General features: G+C 67.0%; 24 protein-coding genes and 1 pseudogene. 12 read left to right on the top strand and 13 right to left on the bottom strand.

What is annotated here, in order from left to right:
• Positions 1-4 precede the first annotated feature (4 nt).
• Both DFR50_RS16610 and DFR50_RS16605 read right to left on the bottom strand, forming a co-directional pair.
• Positions 5-1,033 carry an ABC transporter permease gene (locus DFR50_RS16610; RefSeq protein WP_113890395.1) on the bottom strand — a complete coding sequence of 343 codons (1,029 nt, stop codon included), beginning with the start codon at positions 1,031-1,033 and terminating at the stop codon, positions 5-7.
• Between the two features lie 39 nt (positions 1,034-1,072).
• A complete protein-coding gene (locus DFR50_RS16605; protein ID WP_113890394.1) occupies positions 1,073-2,056 on the bottom strand; it encodes a substrate-binding domain-containing protein in 984 nt (327 codons plus the stop codon).
• Between the two features lie 103 nt (positions 2,057-2,159).
• Between DFR50_RS16605 and DFR50_RS16600 the strand changes: the two genes are divergently transcribed.
• The 3 genes from DFR50_RS16600 to DFR50_RS16590 all read left to right on the top strand — a co-directional run bounded on the left by DFR50_RS16600 (position 2,160) and on the right by DFR50_RS16590 (position 3,764).
• Positions 2,160-3,041 (top strand): IclR family transcriptional regulator, encoded by an 882-nt coding sequence (locus DFR50_RS16600; RefSeq protein ID WP_113890393.1) that lies wholly within the window; start codon positions 2,160-2,162, stop codon positions 3,039-3,041.
• A gap of 73 nt (positions 3,042-3,114) precedes the next feature.
• Positions 3,115-3,417: a S16 family serine protease gene (locus DFR50_RS16595; protein WP_210208937.1), complete on the top strand. Its 303-nt coding sequence runs from the start codon at positions 3,115-3,117 to the stop codon at positions 3,415-3,417.
• A 41-nt stretch (positions 3,418-3,458) separates the two neighbouring features.
• Positions 3,459-3,764, top strand: a complete 306-nt coding sequence (locus DFR50_RS16590) for a hypothetical protein (RefSeq protein WP_245427861.1) — start codon at positions 3,459-3,461, stop codon at positions 3,762-3,764.
• Between the two features lie 52 nt (positions 3,765-3,816).
• Here the strand turns inward: DFR50_RS16590 and DFR50_RS16585 are convergent, their stop codons facing one another.
• The 3 genes from DFR50_RS16585 to DFR50_RS16575 all read right to left on the bottom strand — a co-directional run bounded on the left by DFR50_RS16585 (position 3,817) and on the right by DFR50_RS16575 (position 8,549).
• Complete coding sequence (locus DFR50_RS16585) at positions 3,817-5,358, bottom strand: oligosaccharide flippase family protein (RefSeq protein ID WP_113890392.1); 1,542 nt, start codon at positions 5,356-5,358, stop codon at positions 3,817-3,819.
• Positions 5,359-5,807: 449 nt separating this feature from the next.
• The gene (locus DFR50_RS16580) at positions 5,808-7,409 is read right to left on the bottom strand and encodes an O-antigen ligase family protein (RefSeq protein ID WP_113890391.1); all 1,602 of its coding nucleotides are present in this window, start codon (positions 7,407-7,409) and stop codon (positions 5,808-5,810) included.
• A 333-nt stretch (positions 7,410-7,742) separates the two neighbouring features.
• Positions 7,743-8,549, bottom strand: coding sequence for a methyltransferase domain-containing protein (locus DFR50_RS16575; protein WP_113890462.1), 807 nt, complete (start codon positions 8,547-8,549; stop codon positions 7,743-7,745).
• 426 nt (positions 8,550-8,975) lie between these two features.
• Here DFR50_RS16575 and DFR50_RS16570 point away from each other — a divergent pair, with 426 nt between their 5' ends.
• A complete protein-coding gene (locus DFR50_RS16570) occupies positions 8,976-9,323 on the top strand; it encodes an ArsR/SmtB family transcription factor (protein ID WP_113890461.1) in 348 nt (115 codons plus the stop codon).
• Between the two features lie 93 nt (positions 9,324-9,416).
• Here DFR50_RS16570 and DFR50_RS16565 read toward each other — a convergent pair whose 3' ends face one another.
• The 4 genes from DFR50_RS16565 to DFR50_RS16550 form a co-directional block, all read right to left on the bottom strand.
• On the bottom strand, positions 9,417-9,626 hold the full coding sequence (locus DFR50_RS16565) for a YgaP family membrane protein (RefSeq protein ID WP_210208936.1): 210 nt from the start codon (positions 9,624-9,626) through the stop codon (positions 9,417-9,419).
• A 2-nt stretch (positions 9,627-9,628) separates the two neighbouring features.
• On the bottom strand, positions 9,629-10,252 hold the full coding sequence (locus DFR50_RS16560; RefSeq protein WP_281016379.1) for a Crp/Fnr family transcriptional regulator: 624 nt from the start codon (positions 10,250-10,252) through the stop codon (positions 9,629-9,631).
• Between the two features lie 74 nt (positions 10,253-10,326).
• Positions 10,327-13,548: an efflux RND transporter permease subunit gene (locus DFR50_RS16555; protein ID WP_113890389.1), complete on the bottom strand. Its 3,222-nt coding sequence runs from the start codon at positions 13,546-13,548 to the stop codon at positions 10,327-10,329.
• Complete coding sequence (locus DFR50_RS16550) at positions 13,545-14,504, bottom strand: efflux RND transporter periplasmic adaptor subunit (RefSeq protein WP_113890388.1); 960 nt, start codon at positions 14,502-14,504, stop codon at positions 13,545-13,547. The genes DFR50_RS16555 and DFR50_RS16550 overlap by 4 nt, the downstream gene beginning before the upstream one ends.
• 66 nt (positions 14,505-14,570) lie before the next feature.
• On the opposite strand from DFR50_RS16550, the gene DFR50_RS16545 reads away from it, so the two are divergent.
• The 7 genes and pseudogenes from DFR50_RS16545 to DFR50_RS16515 all read left to right on the top strand — a co-directional run bounded on the left by DFR50_RS16545 (position 14,571) and on the right by DFR50_RS16515 (position 18,378).
• Complete coding sequence (locus DFR50_RS16545) at positions 14,571-14,879, top strand: ArsR/SmtB family transcription factor (protein WP_245427859.1); 309 nt, start codon at positions 14,571-14,573, stop codon at positions 14,877-14,879.
• A gap of 30 nt (positions 14,880-14,909) precedes the next feature.
• A complete protein-coding gene (locus DFR50_RS16540) occupies positions 14,910-15,113 on the top strand; it encodes a YgaP family membrane protein (RefSeq protein WP_113890386.1) in 204 nt (67 codons plus the stop codon).
• Positions 15,114-15,156: 43 nt separating this feature from the next.
• Positions 15,157-15,528 (top strand): carboxymuconolactone decarboxylase family protein, encoded by a 372-nt coding sequence (locus tag DFR50_RS16535; RefSeq protein WP_113890385.1) that lies wholly within the window; start codon positions 15,157-15,159, stop codon positions 15,526-15,528.
• 14 nt (positions 15,529-15,542) lie between these two features.
• On the top strand, positions 15,543-15,878 hold the full coding sequence (locus tag DFR50_RS16530) for a rhodanese-like domain-containing protein (protein WP_113890384.1): 336 nt from the start codon (positions 15,543-15,545) through the stop codon (positions 15,876-15,878).
• A gap of 69 nt (positions 15,879-15,947) precedes the next feature.
• Positions 15,948-16,319: pseudogene (locus DFR50_RS16525) on the top strand (thioredoxin family protein); the annotation flags it as partial.
• Positions 16,320-16,356: 37 nt separating this feature from the next.
• Entirely contained in the window at positions 16,357-17,223 is an 867-nt protein-coding gene (locus tag DFR50_RS16520; protein ID WP_113890382.1) for a LysR substrate-binding domain-containing protein, read from the top strand.
• A 3-nt stretch (positions 17,224-17,226) separates the two neighbouring features.
• Positions 17,227-18,378, top strand: coding sequence for a TDT family transporter (locus DFR50_RS16515; protein WP_245427857.1), 1,152 nt, complete (start codon positions 17,227-17,229; stop codon positions 18,376-18,378).
• 265 nt (positions 18,379-18,643) lie between these two features.
• Here the strand turns inward: DFR50_RS16515 and DFR50_RS16510 are convergent, their stop codons facing one another.
• From DFR50_RS16510 to nirK, 3 genes are read right to left on the bottom strand one after another with little or no spacing between them, the layout of a single operon-like run.
• The gene (locus DFR50_RS16510) at positions 18,644-19,237 is read right to left on the bottom strand and encodes an SCO family protein (RefSeq protein ID WP_113890381.1); all 594 of its coding nucleotides are present in this window, start codon (positions 19,235-19,237) and stop codon (positions 18,644-18,646) included.
• Positions 19,234-20,025 carry a formylglycine-generating enzyme family protein gene (locus DFR50_RS16505; protein WP_113890380.1) on the bottom strand — a complete coding sequence of 264 codons (792 nt, stop codon included), beginning with the start codon at positions 20,023-20,025 and terminating at the stop codon, positions 19,234-19,236. The genes DFR50_RS16510 and DFR50_RS16505 overlap by 4 nt, the downstream gene beginning before the upstream one ends.
• Complete coding sequence (gene nirK / locus DFR50_RS16500) at positions 20,025-21,485, bottom strand: copper-containing nitrite reductase (RefSeq protein WP_113890379.1); 1,461 nt, start codon at positions 21,483-21,485, stop codon at positions 20,025-20,027. The genes DFR50_RS16505 and nirK overlap by 1 nt, the downstream gene beginning before the upstream one ends.
• Before the next feature lie 388 nt (positions 21,486-21,873).
• Between nirK and DFR50_RS16495 the strand changes: the two genes are divergently transcribed.
• A complete protein-coding gene (locus tag DFR50_RS16495; RefSeq protein WP_113890378.1) occupies positions 21,874-22,539 on the top strand; it encodes an alpha/beta hydrolase family protein in 666 nt (221 codons plus the stop codon).
• Here DFR50_RS16495 and DFR50_RS16490 read toward each other — a convergent pair.
• Positions 22,493-23,662 carry a lytic murein transglycosylase gene (locus tag DFR50_RS16490; RefSeq protein WP_113890377.1) on the bottom strand — a complete coding sequence of 390 codons (1,170 nt, stop codon included), beginning with the start codon at positions 23,660-23,662 and terminating at the stop codon, positions 22,493-22,495. The genes DFR50_RS16495 and DFR50_RS16490 overlap by 47 nt on opposite strands.
• Between the last annotated feature and the right edge of the window lie 142 nt (positions 23,663-23,804).

The following is a 23,804-nucleotide window of genomic DNA, read 5'->3' as shown; positions in this document are numbered from 1 at the left end:
GCCCCTAACCCTCCGACAGCGCGAGTCGGCGGAAGTAGCTGTTGGCGAGCACGGCCGCGAGCAACAGGGCGCCGAGGAAAAGCATCAGCCAATCCGTGTTCCAACCTGCATAGAAGATGCCGACCGTAATCACGCCAAAGATGATCGAGCCGAAAAACACGCCGAGCGGGGATCCATAGCCTCCCCCAAGCAGTACGCCGCCGATGACTGCGACGATCGGCGCTTCGAAGACATAGCCCTGACCGTTGGCGGCGTTGCCTGAGTGAAACTCGACGGCCTGAATCACACCGAGCAGCGTCGCCGTCAGCGACGTCACGATGAACAGAACGATCTTTACGAAACCCGTGGGGACACCCGCGCCGCGCGCCGCGCTTTCATTTCCGCCCGTCGCGTAGACCCAATTCCCGAACGGGGTTCGCCACAGGACAATGGTTGCAACGACGGTGAGTGCGAGCCACCAGAGAACAGCGACATTGGCCTGCCCCCATTGCGAACCGAACAGCAGTTCGACCCCTGGCGTCGTCTGGATCGACGAGGATGTCGTGTTGGTGAGAAGGCGCGAGAAACCGAGCGCGGCTCCGATGAGCGCGTAGTTGGTCGCGAGGGTCACGATAAAGGACGGCAGCCGCGTTTTCACGGTGATTGCGCCATTGACGAGACCCGTGACCGCGCCAAGGGCGAAACACATCGCCAGCATGATCCACGGATTCATCTGGTAATGATTGGTCCCGATCGCAAAAAGAATCGAGGTCGCCCCGATGACCGAGCCGATCGAGAGGTCGAATTCCCCTGCGATCATCAGAAGGCCTACGGCCAGCGCGACGATCCCGACTTCGGCCGACGTGTCGAGCCACGCGGCGGTTCCATTCAAGGAGACGAATCCAGCCCTCCACGCGCAGACCGCGAAGAACAGATAGACAAATGAGGCTGCAAACACTGCGCCGGCCTCGGGTCGGCGCAGCAGGCGTTGCAAATCAAATCGTCTCGGCGCGGCTTGCGCCGGGAGCGCGGCGGGGAGGCTTCGTTCGGTCATGACGGCGGGATCGCTGTCGGGCGCGGCGGCGTCATGGCCCTATTCGACCCCTCGGTAGCCGGCGTATTCCTTGTTGACGTCGATGATATGCTGGGCGTCCCCCTGCAAGATGAAATGCGGGGCGGCGAAGATCGGTTCCGCCGGCAGCATGTCGAACTTGGCCTTTTGATAGGCCATGGTCAGACCGAAATATCCGTCGAGATATCCTTGCAGGTCGACCACGAACATCGCCTTGCCGTCGCGCACCGCCTCGAGAACCCGGCGCGACACCGTGAGGCCGCCAATCTCGACCTTGCCGGTTCGTCCGGCCTCGTCGACTGCGCGAATGGCCGACTCGACCTGCGTCGGGCCCAGCGCGTAGACGCCGTCAATCGCGACGTCGGCGGCCAAGGCCCCCTTGATGGCCTGGAGATTAACCTGGGGGTTCTGCGTGTCCTGAAGCGGAATCGTCATCGTCTTGGCGTCGCCGCCGCCCGCCTTGATCGCTTCGACATATCCGCGGCACATCGCTTCGAGCGCCGGGTTGCCGGGCACCTGATTGACGCAGAGCCCATGCTTGACCCCGGCCTTGCTCTGCAGGTCGCCCGCCTGGGCGCCGACGAGATGCGAATCGTATCCGACATAGGCCTGACCGCCGACGTCGCGCCAAGATTCGTATCCCCCGTCCATGATGATGACGGGGATCCCGGAAGCGGCGGCCTTCTTGATCTGAGGGCCCATGGAGTCGGGAAAAAAGTCGGAAACCACCAGCACGTCCGGCCGCCGTGCGGCGGCCTGCTGCACGAGCCGAGTGAGGTCGGCTTGTACGTTATTGAAATCCTGAATGGTGGAGTACTGATACTCGACGCCGAGCGCCTTGGCGGCGTCGTCTGCGCCCTTCTTCAGCGGCCCGAAGAACGGCTCGATGAGCGGTCCCGACACCATGATGATGAATGGCTCCTTGGCCTGGGCGGATGGAACGGCCGAGGCCGCAATCAGACCAGCCCAGGCGAAACCCAATCCCAACTTAGCGAGCGCCCTCATGGATCATTTCCCTCCCGTCAGACGCTTTCCGGTCTTGCTCCGTCCGCGTCCTTTCGTCATATTTCACTTATGACATTCAAACTTCATATAAGAAATTATCGGCTTGTCAAATGGTCTGGAGGTCGTGTTGTCGAGTGAAGGGCCGCCCAATGCCGCCGCCGCGATCGCCCCTGATCGGCTGCAAAGCCAAGAGCCTCCGCGCTATGTGGCGCCGGCCGTCGAAAAGGGCCTGGACGTTCTGGAGTTGCTGGCCTCGTCCGCTGTCCCGCTGTCCCAGCGCGGGATCGCCGACCGTCTCGGCCGCTCCGTGCCTGAGGTCTACAGAGTGCTCGCTTCGCTGGAGCGGCGGGGATACATCGCTCGGGGCGCGGACGAGAGCTATTTCCTGACGATGAAGCTGCACCAGCTGGCGATGGAGCATCCTCCGGTCAAGCGGCTGGTCGAAAACGCGATGGCGCTCCTGAACCGGCTCGCGGCGGAGACCATCCAGGGCTTCCATGTCTGCGTGCTGGACGGCGCTGAGATACAAGCCATTATCCAGGTCGACAGCCCGGCCCCGATAGGCTTTCGTGTTCGAGTCGGCGGTCGGAATTCAGCTTTGCGGTCGGCGTCCGGCAGAACGTTGCTGGCTTTTCAGCCGCCCTCCGCCCGGCAGTGGGCGCTTGCGGCCTCGGGCGAATTCCCGGCGCGGGACCGCCTGATTGCGCGCATCGAAGCGATTGCGAAGGTTGGCTATGAATATGTCGTCGACGATACGCTCAAGGGAATCATCGACGTCAGCTTTCCAATCCTCGATTATTCGGGACATGCGATCGCCGCGCTGACGATGCCGTTCCTTGCGGCCCAAGCTCCGGTGATCACGCTTGAAGAGGCCGCGGCGATGGCCTCCGAAACGGCCTCGCGAATTTCGGAGAGCCTGGGAGGACGACAGCCGCAGACGATTCTGCCGGTTCGCGATCCGCTGTCGTACGCGGCAAGCCCCTAAAAGGCGCCGCCGCTCACGCCGCAATCGCGCTCGTCTCGCCTTCATCGAGCGCACCACCCGCAGCGGCGCCGCGATGACCGGCGAGATTTCTCTGCGCGGCCTCACTGTTCCGGTCGGCGGCGTCAAGGAGACGATCGTGTCGGCGCAGCGGGCGACGCCGCCGGCGCCCAACCGCAAAGACGACGAGGATATTGCCGAGGACGTGCGCGACCGGCTGTGGCGTTCGTACGGCTGGAAAACGTCGACGGCGCCGTCGCGCAGGCGCCGAAGCCGGCGAAGACTCCGGGCCCGGCGGCGGCGGAGCAGCCTGCGCCACGACCGCGGCGTCGACCGGGTGACGCCGACAGGCGGGGCGCGTCAACGTTCCCGCGTGTAAAGTCTTGCGCAAGTCGCCGGGAGGCATCATTTTAGCCAAGCATGACGACAGACGCTCTCGAAAAGAAACTGATCGAAGCCCTGAAGACCGTCGACGCGCACGGAGACGTGGCGCCGGCGCATGTCCACGACCCGATGACCATGCTCATCCGCGAGAACGCGATTCAGGCCAACCTGATGCGTTGGGACGAGGACCGGGGCCGCTACGTGCTGACCGGCACGGGCCGTCGGCGGGTCAGCGCGGGCAGCCGGGCGCCCGGCGCCGTGGTGGCGTTCCGACGGCGCGCCGCCCCGAACGGGGATCAGGGGACGGCGAAGCCCGGCAGCCACAAACCGCAGCCGGAATAGGGCAGGCGCCGCTCCTTCCATGCGGGCCCCCTCCGCGCCCGGTGCGAACGCGTTACGACGCCGAGGCGTCCGTCGCGGCTGTTTGTCCTTGCACGATGGCGGCCCGCAGCCGACTCATTCTGCGACGCAGGTCCACGACGCCCCAGGCCAGGACCGCGATCACGAACACGACGGTCGCCGCCAGCGACGGCAGAAGGGAGTCGCGCGCCGAGCCGAGCGCATAGGATCCAAGGCAGGCCAGGCCGAAGAACAAAAGCGCGACGAGGGTCGAAAGCGTGAAAGCGAACCGTCCGCCTTCCGGCGCCCTGCGAGCCATGAAAAACGTCACGACCCAGCTCGTGAGTTCTCCCGCCAGTCGAGCGCCGAGCAGCCCGTTGATGGAACGGTCGAGGAACGAAGCGCCGACCATGTAAGCCAGCGCGCTCGACGTCAGGATGTTCGAGGCGGCCAGTCGCTTGGTGCGGCTGGCGTTCAACATCACCGACGTGAACGGCTCGGTCCGCGCCAGCCGCGTGAACGCGGCGGCGCCGAGAAGGCCCATCGCCATGGGATCGGCATGGAACTTTGCTCCGAACACGAGCGTCACCACCGGGCTGAGCAGGAGAACGACCCCGCCGCCGTAGAGTGCCGCCAGAACGGCGACGACGCTGGCCGCCAGCTTGACCTCCGCGTTCAGCCGCCCCGGGTCCGAACTCGCGTGATAGAAGCGCGCGAGGATCGTGGTCTGGAGGACACGGTTCAACAGGGTCAGGGGGACAGTCGCCGTGAGCAGGATGACCGAATAGATCGCCAAGGTCTTGAGGTCGAAAAAAGCCGCGACGACGAACCGGTCGCCCTGCATGGCGATCGACAGACCAAGCCCATTGAACAGAAGTGGATAAGAAAACCTGAAGGCCGTCTTGAATAACGGGCTACGGAAATCAATCCGATACGGGACATCGGCGAATATCCGGCTCGCCAGAACGAGGGCGACGACCTGCGCGTAGGTCGAAGCGATCATGGCGTAGTAGTTTCGTGTGATCAATGCGACAATGATCATGACAACGATAGAAACGGTCGCGGTGACTCCCATGGTTCCGACCTGAGGCCAGTAGCGGAAGTCGCGTTCCGCGATCCTCGGCGACAAATTCTCGAACGAACGAATCAGCATCGGCGGCCCGAGCAATGCGAAGCTCGTCCAGGAATCGCCGAGCGATACCGCTGAGGCGACGAGAGGCGCGACGCAAACCGCGAGAATTGAAATCGCAACGCCTCTGACCAGGGCGAGCGCATGGGCGCTCGCCAGCGCCTCCTCGTAACGGTCTTTAGGGGCCGAATAGACGAAGCGGTAGATCGCTATATCGGTCGATACTTCAAGAAAAATACTGAAGGCCGTCAAGACGGAAATGAAACCGATCTGCGTCAACGACAAGATATGGGTCAACGCGAGCATCCGGACGAACGGCAGGCCGGTCTCGATCGAGCCGACGATCACCAGCGGATAGCTCTTTTTCAGGTTGGCCAGCAGGTTGAATTGCAGCGGAAGCAGTTCAATCAGGGTCGCCGCCAGGCGCGCCAACTTCGCCGTCGGTCGCGGGTCCCTCCGGTCAGACATCTTGGAAAGTCGCCGGACGCGCGGAACACGCCCGGTCCTGTGAGCAAGACCAGGGAGACGACGGCGACCGCCGACGCTGCCTGTTGATGACCGCGCCCGTCACAATCTGCAGACCCTGCCTGGTGCCAACGTCATCTTGCGTGCCCGGCTTTCGCCTCGCGCCGTTCGAAGTCTTTGAATCAGCGACGGCTCTGCGCGCCCACGCAGCCAAGATCCGGGCGATTCGACACCGGCGACGGGCGAGGTCGACCGCGCAGTTTTATATCGACGCCTCAAGCGCGAGGAAAGGGACATTGTCTGACCGCTCCGAGGGACACTCCATCCGGCAAACCCGTCGGAGACCGATCGAACCGGGCTGGACGAGACTGCCTTCGTGCCGGTCCATCCGATGTCCGAGGCGGGGAACGCCAGGCTGCGGGCGAACCCGATCTCGGGCGGCCGCCTGGAGATTATCCGGCTGGGGTTCGGGCCGCTCGCTCCTCTACATACAGATGGCGCACGATCGCGACGCAGCCAACGAGAATGAAGAGCAACGTCTGGTTTTCGCGCTGCGACAGAAAAAATCGATAGGCCGTGAACCCTGTAATCGAGCAAGCCAGTCCTCCCGCCAGGACGCCGCCTCTACCTTGATCAAGAAAATACTGCTTGACGCCGACAAACGTAGAGACAAGTGAGGTTCCAAAGTAAAGAATGACAGAAGGCAGGCCGGTTTCCACCAACAATGACAAAAGAAAACTATCGACGCTCAATGGAGCGGCAGCGGAAGCTCGGTATCCAACGATTTCACCGCCTGCGGCAAAACCGTGTCCGGTAACGGGATTTGCGACGATCTTTGGCCATGCCAAAGTCCATTGGAGCAGGCGCGCCTGATTGCTCGAGTCGCCTTCCCCGCTTGCGAATATTACGTTGTGAACCCTGCCGACGAAGGCGATCGCCACAGCGACGACGACGAACGCCGCGCCGCCGAGAATCCCGAACAACGGCGCAATCAAGCTGCGCGGTTGCAACAGCCGGCTCCGCACGACGAAAAGCATGACGAACATGAAGTTCCCGACCAGGAAGGACAGATATCCGCCGCGCGAGCCGGACATGTAAATCGCGATCAAACACGCAAGAAGGACAGCGATCCCGAATACCCTGTCAAACATATTGCGGCCGTGGAGCAGGAAGGCTGCGCCGAACGGCGCGACCATCGCCTGGAACTCGGCAAAGGACAAGGAAACCGAGTAGGGGCCGTTGACCCGAACCTGACCCATTCGGTTGTGGAAACCGGACGTCAAGACATCCCGAGCATAGTCAGAATTCGCGATCATCTGATCGTACATAAACCTCGGCATGATCGAAATATAAAGGCTCTTTCCGGTAACGAATTCGACGGCGGCGACGAGCATCAAGCCGATCGCGCACCAACAAATAAACCGAATCATCATTTCGACGTCTTTTACGTCTCTCAAAACGTAAATTGCACAAATGAACGGAACGTACCATTCCAGGAGCGCACTGACCAGACCGTTCAACGAACCAAATGGAGTAATTGAAGTAAAAATCGACGCAACGATGGTTATCAAAAAGCCAAATACTCCAACAAAGATCAATTTGTTATCATTTACAACGCTGAATATTCTCGCTCGAGACGATCTAGACGTAGAAAACGCGATTGAAAACATGAATATCAGTACAAATGTGACAACTCTTCGCACCGAGATCCAGGGAAGGCCTGGCACCTGTAACGAATAGTATGTCGGGATGCAGATATCGGCGAAAACCACAATCAGCAGATTGAGCCGAATGAACCTGTCCGGCGGGGTCAATCCATCGGGCAGCACCCAGAGGAGGGCCAGGCCAAAGATGCCGACAACGCCCGCGAGTCCCATCGGAGGGAGAGCGACCGCGACGACGCCGACGAGCAGCCCGCTCAGGATCGCCGCAACGGTCCATCCGGCGAGGCCCAGCAATCGCCAGGCGACCTGCGGCGCTCCAGCCGATGCGATCCGCGCCTCGCCGCGCGCGACGGCGAAAAATCGGACGATGGAGACGCGGAAGGAACTCATGTCCAAAGATCCTCGACCGATCGAGCGCTGCAGTCGCTCTCCTCGCCAGGCGCAACGTCAGCGCATCTTCCTTCCGTCGCCTGTTCTGCAACGGGCGTTGCGAGGGAGACCGGACCTCGAGCGGGGCCTCGCCCGGCCCGGGTCACGCCCCGCCGCCTCGTCGACCCTTAAGCGACCAAGCGCGCCCCAGGCTGGCGCTCTTGGCCCCTCGTACCGGCGCGCGCCGCCCGGCTCAAGCGCTAATGCGCGCGAGGTCGCGGTCGCGCCCTCGGCGGCGTAACGCGCGTCGAGAGCGGCGTCGGGTCTTCGCCGCCCCGCAGCTGCGCCGGCTCCTCAGTCGGCTCGCGCGAACGCCTTGAAGAAGGTGTAGCAGAACACGGCGTCCGGGCTCGCGGTCCGCCGCAGGTCGGCGGCGCCGCGGTCGAAGTCATCGGCAGTCGCGAGCCCCGAGGTCACGGCCGCTTCGCGAACGCCTTCGATCATGCTCGTGAATGTCTTTCTGGTGAAGCTGTCGATCAACTGCGGTCTGCTTCCGTCGACGTAAACCAGCCGCGGAGACACGCGGACGTCGGCGAAGCCCGCGTCCGCGAGCAGCGGGAACAGGCGGCGACCGATCATGGCGTCGCCTCCGGCGCGCGCCTGCAGTTCGACCTGACACGCGATCGCCCGTCGCGCGTAAGAACTGTCGGGATGGAAACAGGCGGTGCCGTGATCGCCCTCGATAACGGTCAGCGTTCCCCCGGGACGAAGGACCGTTCGGATCTCGCGCAGAGCCGAGGCCGGGGCGGACAGATGTTCGAGCACGAAACACAGGAACACATGGTTGAACGAAGCGGGCGGGAACGGCAACGCGAAGACGTCGGCGACCAGAAAGCGGACGTCGGCGAACCCGGCGCGCTCGACCGCGCTCCTCGCCTGCTCCAGCGACGCCGCGGACCGGTCGATGCAGGTGAATCGGGCCTTCGGGCTGTTGCGCAGCAGGGTCACGGTCTGCGCGCCGACCCCGCAGCCGACCTCCAGAATCTCCTCCCCCGGCGCGTAGCGCGTGTCGGAATGCAGGAGGTCCGTTAGGGCGCCGGCCTGATCCTGAAGCCGGCGGGCTTCGAGGTCGTCGTATCCGTGGACGTAATCGATCGGCATGAGAGGCCCTTCGCTCGATTCCGACCGGCCCTGTTGGCCGAGCCACGCTCGGCCTCGGCCCGCTTCGGCGTCGATCTCCAGCGCCCCAAAGGCGCGCGCCCGGCCGCCGGCCCGGCCGAGCCCGGACGACATTCGGCGTCGACAAGGCGGTGTCCCTACAGGCTCATGGATGTCGTTGCAACGCTCGGATCGACCGTCGGGCGGGGTTGGCCCTGCCGTCGCCCGCGGCCTCCGCGGTTCCTCACGCGGCATCGGGCGGATGCGGGAACCGGTCGATGCGCCGGGATCCGCCGAATGCGCCTTGCTCTCCTCGCCGCTCCGGGCGGAAAGCGGCGGTCGCGCGCCGCACGGCGATATGGCTTGGCGCAGCGGCGGATTCGGTTATAGTCGAACATTCGTAGATATGAAAATTACGCGATGGACGGGATGGCTTTGGCGAAAGCGGTCGAGCGGCAGGAGAGCGTGAAGGTCGACCGGATGGCCGACAGCGCGCGCGAGGCCAGCGACTTTCTCAAGGCGCTCGCTCACGAGTCCCGGCTGATGATCCTGTGCAACCTGCTCGACGGCGAGAAGTCGGTCGGCGAGCTCGAGGCGTTTCTGTCGCTGCGGCAGTCGACAGTGTCGCAGCAGCTCGCGCGCCTGCGGCTCGAAGGGCTCGTGTCGGCGCGCAGGGACGGCAAGACCATCCACTACAGCATCGCCGACGACAAGGTGCGCGCGCTCATCGACGTCCTGTACACCACATTTTGCGGCGGGCGGTCGCCGACCGGGTGACGTCGGGCGCGCGCCGCAGCCGTCAGCCGCGGGTCGTGAACCCGAGCGCGCTGTCGAGCGGGCAGGTCCCCAGGGACGCGGTCGCGAGCCGGATCACCCGACCCAGCCGACCCAGTTGAATCCGGTCCCAGGCGCGATGAAGCCGAGCGCGAAGGCGATGAGCGCGGCGCCGAGGACGAAGCGCACGATCCGGTCCAGCGTTCCAACATTCGGCGACCTGAGCCTCTCCCGACTTCCTCTCGGCCGGACTTCGGCCTCGACCGCCCTCGCGATCGCTTGAAGGGCCGCCGACGTCGGTGACATGGTCACGGTTCGCCTGCGGCCATTCGTCGCAGTGCGTCCCGATCGCGGATCACGATCCGCCCGCGTTCGACCGCGATCAGCCCCTCGCGCTCGAAGGGTTGCGCCACGCGGGTCACGACCTCGCGCGCTGCCGAGTTCGCCCGCCAGCGCCTGATGCGTCGCTTCGACGACCCCTCCGCTTTCGCGCGCGAGAAGGGTCCGCGCCAGCCGCTCGGGGATCGAGCGGAACAGCGCGCCCTGATGGTCACGACGAGATCGGCGACCCGGTTGGCGTAATTGCGCAGGACGTCGCGGCGGAAGGGCGGGTCTTCGGCGACGAGGCGCTCGAAGGCCGCTCTTGCGACGATACGGGCTTCCACGTCGGTCTCGGCCCAGCCTTCGGCCGGAAGCGGTTCGTCGCCCATCAGCGCCGACGTCGTGGGGAGGCAGGAATCGCCCGCGCCGATGCGGTAGAGCGTCGCCTCCCGGCCCGCGGGGGCGAGCATGCTCACGCGCACGCGGCCGCTGACGATGGCGATCAGGCCGCCCGGCCGGTCTCCGGGCGCAAACAGCCTGTCGCCCGCCTTGAAGCGAACGGGCTGGCCCTCGGCGCGAAGGGCGCGCGCGACCGAGCCGGACGATCTCAGTCATTGTCCCTCGCCGGCGCGGTTTCCGCCGACGCCGAGCCGGGCGCGTTCTCCCTCCGCCGGCATGGATCGTATCAATCGTCCCCGTCCAGCGCCCGCCCGTCGTCCCTGAGCCAGACGTAGATCGCCGGGATGACGAGCACCGTCAGCGCCGTCGAGGAGGCGAGGCCGAAGACGAGGGAGATGGCGAGGCCCTGGAAGATCGGGTCGGTCAGGATGAAGGCCGCGCCGATCATCGCGGCCGCCGCCGTCAGCACGATCGGCTTGAACCGCGTCGCGCCCGCCTCGATCAGCGCCTGGCGAAGCGGAATGTCGGCGCCGGTCCGCCGGTGGCGGATGAAATCGACCAGAAGAATCGAGTTGCGCACGATGATGCCGGCGAGCGCGATGAAGCCGATCATCGAGGTCGCGGTGAAGGCGGCGTTGAACAGCCAGTGCCCGATCACGATGCCGATCAAGGTCAGCGGAACGGGAACGAGGATCACCAGCGGCAGCAGGAACGAGCCGAACTGCGCCACGACGAGCAGGTAGATGCCGAGGATCGCCACCCCGAAGGCCGCGCCCATGTCGCGGAAGGTGACGTAAGTGACTTCCCATTCGCCGTCCCAGAGCAGCGTCGGCTTCGCGTCGTCGACCGGCTGGCCGTGGTACGTGATGGTCGGCGGCCCCTCCTTGCCCCAGTCCTGCTTCGCAATCGCGTCCTCGACCGCGAGCATGCCGTAGACCGGCGCTTCGAATCGGCCCGCGACGTCGCCGGACACCATCTCGGCGAAGCGGCCGTTGTGGCGGAAGATCGGATAGGAGGCCGGCTCGCGCACGACCCGGACGACGTCGCCGAGTTCGACATTGGCGCCCTGCCGCACGGTGCCGCCCGCGGGCAGAGGCGTCGACAGAAGCTTCTCGCCGAGTCTTCGTTCGCTCCTCGGCAGCGCCACGCTGATGTCGATCGGCTTCAGACCGTCGCCGCGCTGCGAATATCCGACCTTCACCCCGCCGATCAGCGCGCCGATCGTGTCGTAGATCGCCTGCTGCTCGACCCCGTGGAACTCGGCCGCCTCCTGATCGACGGCGAAGCGCAGCCGCTCCGACGGCTTGCCGAAGCTCATGTCGCTGTCGACGACGAAATCGACCGAGTCGAACGCTTTGCGCACGCTCGTCGCGAGGTCCCGTCGCGCCTCGGGCGTCGGCCCGTAGACCTCGGCGAGCAGGGTCGCGAGCACCGGCGGACCCGGCGGAACCTCGACCACCTTGAGCGCCGAGCCGGGCGGAAGGGCGAGGCCCTGAAGCCGGCGGCGGACGTCGAGCGCGATCGCGTGGCTCGCCCGGTCGCGCTTGCCCTTGTCGAGCAGGTTGATCGCGAGGTCGCCCTGCTCGGGATTCGCGCGCATGTAGTAGTGGCGCACGAGGCCGTTGAAATTAAAGGGAGCAGCCGCGCCGGAATAGGCCTGGATCGACACCAGCTCCGGCAGGTCCTTCAGCCGCTCGGCCGCCGCTATCAGCACGCGATCGGTGTCCTCGAGGCTCGCCCCGTGCGGCAGGTCGAGCACGACCTGGATCTCCGACTTGTTGTCGAACGGCAGCAGTTTTACGCGCACGTCCTTGGTGATGAAGAGCGTGCACGCGGCGATGGTGGCGACGCCGATCGTGACGAGGAAGACCTTCGAGCGCCGCCGGCCTTCGAGCAACGGCCGGGCGATGCGGACATAGAAGCGCCCCATCGCGCCGATCCCGTGGCTCCCGTGCTCGCCGAGCGCGGCCGCCTTGCGCCCGGCGAAGCGCAACAGCAGCCACGGCGTCACCGTCACCGCGACGAAGAACGAGAACAGCATCGCGATCGAGGCGTTGGCCGGGATCGGGCTCATGTACGGGCCCATCATGCCGGAGACGAACATCATCGGCAGGAGCGCCGCGACGATGGTCAGCGTCGCCACGATCGTCGGGTTGCCGACCTCGGCCACCGCTTGAATCGCAGCTTCCGCGGGGCTGCGCTTGCCGAGCATGCCCCAATGCCGCGCGATGTTCTCGACCATCACGATCGCGTCGTCGACCAGAATGCCGATCGAGAAGATCAGCGCGAACAGGCTCACGCGGTTGATCGTGTAGCCCATCAGCCAGGAGGCGAAGAGCGTCAGCAGGATCGTGGTCGGAATGACGATCAGCACGACGAGGCCCTCGCGCCAGCCGATCGCGAGCGTGATCAGGGCGACGATCGAGACGGTGGCGAGCGCGAGGTGGAAGAGAAGCTCGTTCGCCTTTTCGGTCGCAGTCTCGCCGTAGTTGCGGGTGACGGCGATTTCGAGGCCCGCCGGAACCACGCGGCCGCGCACGATCTCGAGCCGCTTCAGCACATCGTCGGCGACGGTGACTGCATTCGCCCCCTTGCGCTTGGCGACCGCCACCGTCACGGCGGGCCGGCGCTGCAGGTCGCCGTTCGGACCGCGCGTGATCGTCCAGGCGCGATGCTCGAGCTCGGCGCTGCCCGCGACCACGTTGGCGACGTCTTTGACGTAGACCGGCCGACCGTCGCGGGTGGTGAGCAGGAGAAGCCCGATGTCCGGCACGCCCTGGAGCGTCTGACCGGCGAGCACAGGCAGCGCCTTACCGCCGTCGCGGAACGCGCCGACCTGGAACGAGCGGTTGGCGTTGGAGATTTTATCCACGAGCTGGTTGAGCGTGACGCCGAACACGGAAAGCTTCTCAGGGTCGGGCTCGACGCGGATCTGGTTCGGGGCGCCCCCGACGATCGTGGCCGCGCCGACATTGTCGACCTTGGCCAATTCGTGACTCAGTTCCTCGGCGATCTGGAAGAGGCCGTTGTCGGACCACCTTTTCGCTTCGCGCGCGGAAGCCGAGAGCGTGAGCGTGACGATGGCGACGTCGTTGACGCCGCGCCCGACGATCAGCGGCTCCGGAATGCCTTTCGGCAGATCGCCGAGATTGGCCCGGATCTTCTCATGGATGCGCAACGTCGCGACATCCTGGTCGGCGCCGACGAAAAAGCGCGCCGTGACCAGGACGGAATCGTCGTTGGTCTGGGAATAGACATGCTCCACGCCGTCGATGCCCTTGACGATGTCCTCGAGCGGCCGCGTAACGAGTTCGACCGCCTGGTCGGCCTTGTAGCCGTTCGCCTGAACGAGGATGTCGACCATCGGCACGCTGATCTGCGGCTCCTCCTCGCGCGGCAGGGACGTGAGCGCGATCATGCCGGCGACCAGCGAGGCAAGCAGCAGGAGCGGCGTCAGCGGCGAATTGATGAACGCGCGCGTGAGCGTCCCTGAAATGCCGAGATTCATGGCGTCACGACCTCGTCGCCGTCTGCGAGACCGGCGAGGATCTCGACCGTTTTGTCGTCGCCCGACCCGATCTGGACCACGACCTCGACGCCGTCCTTCAGCTTGACGTAATCGACCCCCGCCCGGCGGTGGACGTAGGCCCGCGGGACGACGATTGCGGGCCGGTCGCCGGTCGCGACATAGACCCGGGTTCGCTCGCCGACGAAATAGTCGCCGACGTCCGGCGCCTCGACGTCGGCGATCACCCGTCCGCCCTCGATCTCCGGATAGACGATGCGGACCTTGCCTTCGCTCAAGCTCCCGCCGCCCGCGGCGCCGCGCCCGCCGATCTTCACCACGTCGCCCGCGCGCATGACCCTCGCGTGGCGCTCGGGAAGCTGCAGGCGCAGGATGTAATGGTTCTCGGCGATGGTCGCGATCGTCTCGCCGGGAAGCACGACCGAGCCCTCGGCGCCAGGCGTCTTGAGCACCCGGCCCGCGCCGGGCGCGAGTGTCGCGCCTTCCTTCATCTGCTGGTCGAGAACGTCGCGATCCGACCCCATCGCCGACAGCGTGCGGTCGGCGACGTCGAGCGCCGTCCTGGTCGCGTCGACCTGCACCTGCGTGCCGACGCCGCGCCTCATGAGTTCGAGCGCGCGGTCGTAGTCCGACCTCGCCTTGTCGCGCTGCGACTGCTGCGACTGGATGCGGGAATCGAGCGCCTGGCGCTGCAGGACCAGCTTTTGGTCGGCGATGACGGCGATCTCCTGGCCTGCCGTCACCCAATCGCCTTCCTTGACCGAGAGCGAGGCGATCGTCCCGCCGATGCGGGCGCGCGCCGTCAGTTCGTGCGCGGGCTCGACGGTGGCGACGATCGCCTTCTCGTCCGGCGTGGCGGACGCGTGCACGACGAGGCTTGCGGCGACCGCGGGCGGCGGCGCGGACATCGCGAGGGCGAGACACAGGGCGAGACGCATTTCCAGTTCCTTCAGGCGACGCTCTTGACATACATATACGAATATTATAATTTCACAAGTATGAATATGATCGAGCTGCAATCCAAGGCCGCGGCGGTCGAGGCGCTGCTGAAGTCGGTCGGCAACCGCAACCGGCTGATCGTGCTGTGCGAACTGTCGAAGGGCGAGCGGTCGGTCGGCGCGCTGCGACAGGCGCTGGGCCTGAACCAGCCGGCGCTGTCGCAGCACCTCGCCCGCCTCCGCCTCGACGGCGTCGTCGCGACGCGGCGGGAGCAGCAGACGATCCACTATTCGCTCGCCAGCGAGAAGGTCTCCCGCCTGATCGGCCTGCTCGACGAACTCTACTGCGCTCCGGGGTGCGACGCGCCGGATTGAATCCGACAAACGGAAGACAAGGACGATCTCATGACACTCGACCAATCGGTGATGCGATTCGCAGGTTTCGTGATCCTGCTCAGCCTCGCGCTTGCCGTCGTGTCCAGCCCCGCCTGGCTGGGGCTCGCAGCCTTCGCCGGCGCGAACCTGATCCAGGCCTCGTTCACCGGCTTCTGCCCGGCCGCGATCCTTTTCAAGCGCCTGGGCGTCAAGTCCGGCTGCGCCTTCCGCTGACGCGGCGCACGACCCCACCGACCCGAACCGATTGGAGACGACGATGACGCAAACCACGAACTGGCCGGACCTGACCAAAAGCCTGAGCTCGGAACTCAAGAATCTGCGCGGCGGCGCGCCGGAGGTGATGAAGGCGTTCTCCGCGCTGGCGCAGGCCGCGCTGACGCAGGGCGCACTCGACCCGAAGACGAAGGAACTGATCGCGCTCGCGATCGGCGTGGCCGTCCGCTGCGACGACTGCATCGCGTTCCACGTCAAGGCCGCGGTCGATCACGGCGCGAGCCGCGAGGAGATCCTCGAAACCCTCGGCATGGCGATCTATATGGGCGCCGGGCCTTCCGCCATGTACGCGAGCCACGCGCTCGGCGCCTACACCCAGTTCGCCGCGGCGAAGGCGAACCCCGGCGCCGCCTGATTCACGGAGCAAGTATGTTTGGAAAACTCTTTTCCCGGGCGCCCGATCCGGCCGAGCTCGGTTTCGACGCGTTCGCCGAGGCGGTTCGCGACAGCGCGGTCACGGTCGTCGACGTGCGCGAGCCGCACGAGTTCGCCGCCGGCCACATCCCGGGCGCCGTCAACCTTCCGCTCTCGCGCTTCGATCCGGGCAAACTGCCGAACGGCAAACCGGTGGCGCTGATCTGCCAGGCCGGCGGCCGATCGCGCAATGCGCTCAACCAGGCGCAAGCGGCGGGACGCGAGGACGTCAGGCACTACCCCGGCGGGATGTCGCAATGGCGCTCGCACGGCGGCGCCGTCACGGCCTGACGCCGAGGCGGTGGGTGGCCGCTTCGCGAGCCAACGCCTGCCGCCCGGGGCGGCGGCGTCGAATGCTGGGCGCCGGGGCGCGGTCCATGCCGCGCGATGGCGCCGATCTTCGAGCGGGCGGCCCGAGACCTCGAGCCGCGCGCCCGTTTCGCCACGGTCGATGTCGACGAGGAGCCGTCGATCGTTGGCCGTTACGGCGTCCGCGGCATCCTGACGCCGATCGTGTTCGACCACGGCGAGGTCGTCAGACGGCGCGCCGGCCTGGTGGACATGGCCTTCCTGCGCGGGATGGTCGGCAAGCCCGACGATGTGCGGGCGGACCCTCGCGACGGGGTTCGGGCGAAGCGCCGCGCAGCCGCCCGGCGATCCGGCCCGAGACGCGCCAATCGATCGTCAAACCTGATCATAACAAAGCGAATATCTTGTTGGACTGATCGATGACCCCGGCGCATCGTCACAGGCGAGGAGCCTGAGACCCGTGACGCTGGAGCAACTTCGCATCTTTGTCGGCGTCGCCGAACGCGAGCACATGACGCGCGCGGCCGAGGACCTCAACGTTACGCAATCGGCCGCGAGCGCGGCGATCGCGGCGCTGGAGGGGCGCTATGGCATCGCTCTGTTCGACCGGGTCGGGCGCCGCATCGCGCTGACCGAGGCAGGGCGGATGTTCCTCGCCGAGGCGCGCGCCGTGCTCGGGCAGGCCGCCAGCGCCGAGCTGGCGCTCGCCGAGTTCGGCGATCTCAGACGGGGCACCCTGCGAATCGTCGCCAGCCACACGATCGCCGGCTACTGGCTTCCGACCTATCTCGCGGCGTTCCACGCCCGATACCCTGGCGTCGCGCTCCACGTCTCGATCGCCAACAGCGACGGCGCGGCCGCGCGCGTGCGAAGCGGCGACGAGGCGCTGGGGTTCATCGAGGCCGAAATCGGCGATCCCGCGCTCGACCGCTTTGCGGTCGCGCGCGACAGTCTGGTCCTCGTTTCGGCCACGCCCTTCGAGCGGGTCGACCCGAAGGGCCTCGCCGCGGCGTCCTGGATCGTGCGCGAGCGCGGGTCCGGGACACGGTCGAGCGCCGAGACGGCGCTCGAGGCGCTGGGCCTCGATCCCTCGACGATGACGATCGCCATGACGCTTCCCTCGAACGAGGCGGTTCGAACCGCGGTCGAGGCGGGAGCGGGCGTCGCAATTCTCTCCGCTCTCGTCGTCCGCCACGCGCTCGAGACCGGCGCCCTGCACGCCGCGCCGCTCGACCTGCCGCCGCGGACTTTCTTCGCCCTCCATCACAAGGAGCGGCGACGCCACAAGGCCGTCGACGCCCTATTCGAACTCATGAAAGGATCGTAACCTGTGAGCCCCGACTCTTTTTCCGGCGTCATGGTCGGCCTGCGGCCGCTGAGCCGTCTCGACCATCCGCGGGAGATCGTCCGCCAGTTCACGCCGAATTGGTTCGCGGCCACGATGGGAACCGGCATTCTGGCGCTCGTCCTGCCCCAGGTCCCGGTCGTCGGACCGGCGCTGTCGGGCGTCGGGCAAGCGCTGTGGATGGTCAATATCGCGCTGTTCATGGTTTTTTCGATCCTCTACGCGGCCCGCTGGGCGATCTTCCCCCACGAGGCGCGACACGTGTTCGGCCACAGCGTCGTCTCGATGTTTTTCGGCGCGATCCCCATGGGGCTCGCCACCATCGTCAACGGCTTCGTCGTGTTCGGCGCGCCGCTGTTGGGCGAGCGGGCGATCGGGATCGCGACGGACTTGTGGATCGCCGATGCGGCGATGGCGCTCGCCTGCGGCGTGGCCATTCCCTATCTGATGTTCACCCGCCAGGAGCACAGCGTCGACCAGATGACCGCGGTCTGGCTCCTGCCGGTCGTGGCGGCCGAGGTCGCCGCCGCGAGCGGCGGTCTTCTCGCGCCCCATCTCGCGAGCGGCGCGGCGTTCTCGGTGCTGGTGGCAAGCTACGCCCTGTGGGCCTATTCGGTGCCGGTCGCATTCGGAATTCTCTCGATCCTCGTGCTGCGGATGGCGCTGCACAAGCTGCCGCACAGCAGCATGTCGGCGTCGAGCTGGCTTGCGCTCGGGCCGATCGGCACCGGCGCGCTCGGTCTCCTGGTCCTCGGCGGCGACGCCCCGGCGATCTTCGCCGCGCACGGGCTCGCTCCCGTCGGCGCGGTCGCGCTGGGGATCGGCGTAATCGGCGGGCTCATGCTGTGGGGTTTCGGCCTGTGGTGGCTGCTGCTCGCGACGATCATCACCATCCGCTATGTCCGCGAGGGCGCGCCGTTCAACCTCGGCTGGTGGGGCTACACCTTCCCGCTCGGCGTCTATACGGCGGCGACCCTGAGGCTCGGCGCCTCGCTCGACCTCGCCTTTTTCGCCGTCGCCGGCGCCCTGCTCGCGGTGATCCTGGCTGGAGCCTGGACAATGGTCGCGGCGCTGACGATCCACGGGGCGTGGAAGGGTCATCTGTTCGTCAGTCCGTGCCTCGCCGCCCGCGCGTGACTGCGCGCCGAGCGCTCGGGACGTGGCCGGCGGTTCGGCGGTCTTCCGCGAGGAGCGCCGGGCCCTGGCGTCATTCGTCGCCGGCTCGTTCCTCTGACCGCTCCGCCCGTCGCCGCGTCGTCATCGCGAGTGGTCGACCTCTGTCTCGGGCGGAAGGCTTACGCCGACCGGTCGGAGGCGATCCGGGACCTTTTGCGCGAGCGGCTCGAGGCCGACCGCCTGGCGACGGACGCGCCGATCCGGCGGAGCGACTTGCAAGCGACCGCTATTCGCCCTTCGCGATCAAGCCCTTCAGCCGCCCCAGCAGTTCGTCCGAGGACGCCTGCGTCCCGCGCTGCTGAAAGGCGATCTCGCCCTTGCCGTCGAGCAGGGTCAGCACGGCGGCATGGTCGAAGCCGTTGCGATCGTTGGGACGCCAGGGCACGTCGAGCGCGGCGGCGAGTTCGCGCGCCGCGCTGTCGTCGGCCCGGAGCAGCGTCCACCGGCGCGGATCGAGCCCGTGGCTTTCGGCGTAGAGTTTCAGCCGCTCGGGCGTGTCGGCCTCGGAATCGAAGCTGAAGAAGGCGAAGCGGACGCGCGACGTGGCGCCGGGCGGCAGATGCCTTTCAACCCACATCATGTCGGCGACGATCGCCGGGCAGATGTCTCTGCAGGTCGTGTAGCCCATGGCGACGACGACCGGCGCGCCGGCGAAGGCGTCGAGCGCCACGCTCCCGCCGTCCTGGTCAGTCCAGCGGGATTCGAGATTGTAGAGCGACGATCCGGGCCAGCCGCCCGGACCCGCTGCGGCGGCGCCGAGCGCGAGCGCCGCGACCGCGGCAAATGCCTGCATGACTTTCAGCGCCCTCGACCGAGTCATGGAGCGCCTCCGGCGCAGCGAAAGCCGAGCATGTCGGCGGTGTAGTTCGCCTTCAGGCTCGCCCGCATCGAGGCGCGCATGAAGGCCGGGTAGTCGGACGCGTCGGCGATCCCGGCCGCCGCGCCGCCGCAGACCGCGGCGCTGTCGTTGCCGTTGGGGTCACGCGATTCGGCGGTTATCGCATAGGCGTTGAAATCCTCGGTCCATTCCCAGACCAGCCCGATCAGATTCCCGACGCCGTAACCGTTGACCGGACCTCCGATTGCTCCGGGGCCCGCGCCGTTCGGTCGGGAAAACCATTCGAGCGAGCGGGCGCGAACGCGCGCTTCGTCGCGGCCGGCGTCGGCGAGCGCATATTCCCATTGCGCGGTCGTCGGCAGGTCCAGGCCGCGCGTCTTGCAATAGGCCCGCGCCGCGAACCACGACACGTCGGTCACAGGCCGATCACCCGCCTCGGCGTGGCCGAAATCGAGGTCGGCCGGCCAGCGCCCGAGGTAGCGGCCATCGGCGAACAGCGTCTTGGTCCAAGATTTGCGCCACTCGGGATGCGCGGTGACGAAGCCGAGATATTCGGCGTTGGTCACCGGCGCCCGATCCATCGCGAAGGCGGCGATCGCCTCGGGGGCCTGCGCCTCTGTTTCCCCCGAGTTGGCTGCCTTCACCCGCTGGAACGGCGTGTAGAGGCCGGGCGGGATCGTAACGAGGCCGCCGCGCTCCGCCCCGGCCGCGGCTGCGGCCGGCGAAGCGACCGCGAGGATCGCGACGACGAAGACGGCGGCGGCGCCCATTACTCCTTGGTCTCCTTGGCGCCGGCCGTCACCCGGTGGAGCTTGACCTCCTGCGGCGTCACCTCCTGCCCGGAATTGTCCCACTTCGAGTAGACGAAGGTCAGCACGTTGGCGATGTCCTCGTCGGACAGCGTCCAGGCCGGCATGACGCCGTTGAAGCCCTTGCCATTGACGGTCAGCGGCTGTTCGAGGCCGCCGGTCACGGTCTTGATCGCCCGAATCTTGTCGCCGTTCAGGTAGTCCGACCCGGCCAGCGGCGGGAAAGCGTCCGGCACGCCCTGCCCATCCTGCTGATGGCAGGCCTGACAATTGTTGGCGAACACCTCCGCGCCGAGCTTGATCCGCTCCTCCTTGCTCCGGGCGGCCGGCGCGAGGACGACCTGCCGTTCCCCCGTCGCGGCGCGCGCCCCCGCGCCCTCGGGCTGGTAGACGAGGTCGAACTGCTTGCCGGAATAGACGAGCTTGTCCTCGGGCCCGGTGACCTTGAGCTGCGCCAGCGCGCCCCGGTTGAACGCGCGTTCGAGCGAATGGTCGACCAGAATGAAGGTGCCGGGCACGCTCATCCTGAATTCGGCGATCGCCGCCCCGCCGGCTGGCACCGTCGTCGTCTGCACGTTATGGGTCGGCGCGCTCATGGCGCCTTCGGGATAGACGGTGTCGAAGATCTGCCCGATCGCGTGGAACGACGAGACGACGTTCGGGCCGCCGTCGCCGACGAACAGGCGCACCGTATCGCCGACCTTGGCGGTCAGCGCCTTGTCGCCGGTGGTCGAGCCGACCGCGCCGTTGAACACGATGTATTCCGGCTTTTCGTCGATCACCTTCTCCATGCTGAATGGCTGAAGGCCTTTCTCGCCGTTCTTGCCCTGCGTATAGAAGTCGCTCTGCATCAGGTAATATTCGTGATCGACCTTGGACAGGCCCTCCTTCGGCTCGACCAGGATCATGCCGTACATGCCGTTGCCGACGTGCATCGCCACCGGCGCGGTCGCGCAGTGATAGACGAAGAGGCCGGGATTGAGCGCCTTGAACGAAAACACCGAGCTGTGTCCCGGCGCCGTGAGCGAGGCCGCCGCGCCGCCTCCGGGGCCATTGACCGCGTGCAGGTCGATGTTGTGGGGGTTCTTGTTGTCGGGATGGTTGTCGAGGTGGAACTCGACCTCGTCGCCCTCGCGGATACGGATGAACTTGCCCGGCACGCGGCCGCCGAAGGTCCAGAAGACGTAGCGCACGCCGTCGGCGAGTTGGCCTTCGACCTCCTTCACCTCGAGGTGGACGACGACCCTGGTCGCGTGATTGCGATGAATCGGCGGCGGCACATTGGGCGCGTCGGTCAGAACCGCCGTTTCCTCGCCGACGATCGGATCGGCGCGATTCGCCTCGCGCGAAGCGCCGAGCGCCGCCCCGGCCGCGAGCATCGCGACGACGGCCACTCCCGAACCAAATGACCCCGGTCTCATGCTCGCTCTCCCAAACTCATGTCCGCGATCCGCCGCGGTCTCGCGAGCGTCGATAGCCAGCGGCCGGCCGGGGCGCCTTGACCTCTGTTAAGCCTGCGTGGATTTGGCGGCAGGACCCGCCGCCCTCGCCGCTCGCCCCACGACCCGCTCGACAAGATTGTCGGCCGCATCGATGGGCCTCGCCAATGCTCGGTCTTGTTCAACCGGGCCGGTCCTGCGCACGACCATGGGCTTGTCGGCGAGCAGAAATGCGGCGAAACCGACGGCCCAGGCCGAAGACCCGACGTTCGAGACGAGGGCGCCGGCGGGGCGGCTCTGCTAGGGTCACGAGGGGCGAAGGCGCCGCCCGGCGCGCCGGCGCCCCGCCGGGAACCGAGGCTTTCCAGCCATGGCCGATCGCGCCGTCGCCTTTCTGCTCGCCCCCGGCGCCGGCGCGCCGTCATCGCATCCGCGCATGCTGACCTTCGCGCGCCTCATCGCCGCCCTAGGGCCCGTGGTCGCCTTCGACTACCCCTACATGCGGGAGGGGAGGAGGCGGCCGGACCCGCTGCCCAAGCTGATCGCGGCGCATCGGGCGGCGCTGGCAGGGCTGAGGGAGCGCCACGCCGGACCGATCGTTCTGGTCGGCAAGAGCATGGGCGGGCGGGTCGGCTGCCACGTCGCCCTGATCGAGCCAGTCGAAGCCGTGATCTGTCTCGGCTACCCGCTCTGCGGCGCCGGCGACCGCTCGAGATTGCGCGATCAGGTCCTGGTGGAACTCAGGACGCCGGCGATGTTCGTCCAGGGGACGCGCGACGCCCTCTGCCCGCTGGACTGTCTCGACGGCGTACGCAAGCGCATGGTCGCGGAGTCCCGGCTGTGCGTGGTCGAGGGCGCCGACCACTCGCTGCTCGTGGCCAAGGCGGCGCTGAAGGCGCGCGGCGCGACCCAGGAGCAGGCCGACGCGACGTGGCTCGCGGCGGTCGGCGAATTCCTGGCCGGGCGCGGGCTGGCGGTCGGCGGCCAGTCTACTGGCGCAGGGCCTGAAGCACCTTCTGCGACGCCCGGCCGTTGACCGGCAGCCCGACCTTCCCCTGGAAGTCGGCGATCGCTTCCTTGGTCTTGTTGCCGATCGCGCCGTCGGGCTGGCCGACGTCGTAGCCGCGCCGCGCCAGCAGGGTCTGCAATTCGCGCCGCTCGACCCGCGACAGTCCCGGATCGTCGGTCGGCCAGGGAGTGACGATGCCGGCCCCGCCGGCGAGCCGGTCGGCCAGCACGCAGGCGGCGAGCGAATAGGATTCGGCGGCGTTGTAGGAATAGACGACGTCGAAGTTGCGCGTGACCAGGAAGGCAGGCCCGTCGGCGCCGGCGGGCAGCAGGAGCCCGGCCTCGCCCTCCCCGAGCGGCCGCCCGTCCACCCGGGCAATCCCGCGCGCCGCCCAGGCGGACATCGGCTGCTTCGCCTTGCGCCCCGAAGGGCCGGCGTACCCGGGCGGCAGCCTGACCTCGAAACCCCACGGAACGCCGGAGCGCCAGCCGGACTTGACGAAATAGTGCGCTGTCGAGGCGAGCGCGTCGTCAGCGGAATCGACAATGTCGCGGCCCCCGTCCGACCCGGGCGCAGCCAGCCTGAGATAGCTCGAGGGCATGAACTGGGTCTGCCCGAACGCGCCCGCCCAGGAGCCGGCGAGCTTTTCCGCCGGGATGTCGCCGCGGTCGATGATCTTCAGGGTCGCCATCAGCTCCGAGCGGAAGTAGCCGGCGCGCTCGCCGAAGCAGGCGAGCGTCGAGAGCGACTTCACGAGCGGGCGCCCGCCCATCTCCGTGCCGAAATTCGACTCGACGCCCCAGATCGCCGCCAGCATGTATCGGCTCACGCCATAGGCCTGCTCGGCGTGGGCGAGCGCGCGCGCCTCGCGCGCCATCGCCGCCTTGCCGTCGGCGACCCGCTCCTCGTCGACGAGGCCGTCGACATAGTCCCAGATCGGCGTCTTGAACTCGGGCTGCACCTTCTGGAGGTCGAGCACCTTCATGTCCGGCTCGAGGCCGGAGAACGCCTGGTCGATCGTGCCGGAGGAGATGCCGGCGTGGGCGGCGTCCGCCCGCAGCGCGGCGACGCAGGAGGCAAAGTCGGCGCGCGCCGGCGCCGCCGCAGTCGCAGCCACAACCGCCAGAGAGACGAGAGCAAGACGAGTCATGCGGCGATCATCGTCGATTCGACCCGGTCCGTCGAGCCGGCGCCGCAGACAGCGCCATCTTCGAACCGCGAACGCCGAAGTCGGCGCGAGCATGGGACGCCGGTCCAGCGCGAGACGGAACCAGGCTGATCCGTTCGGTCCG

It is taken from the genome of Roseiarcus fermentans (assembly GCF_003315135.1).
Lineage (GTDB): Bacteria > Pseudomonadota > Alphaproteobacteria > Rhizobiales > Beijerinckiaceae > Roseiarcus > Roseiarcus fermentans.
This window is presented reverse-complemented; position numbering and strand designations above follow the sequence as displayed.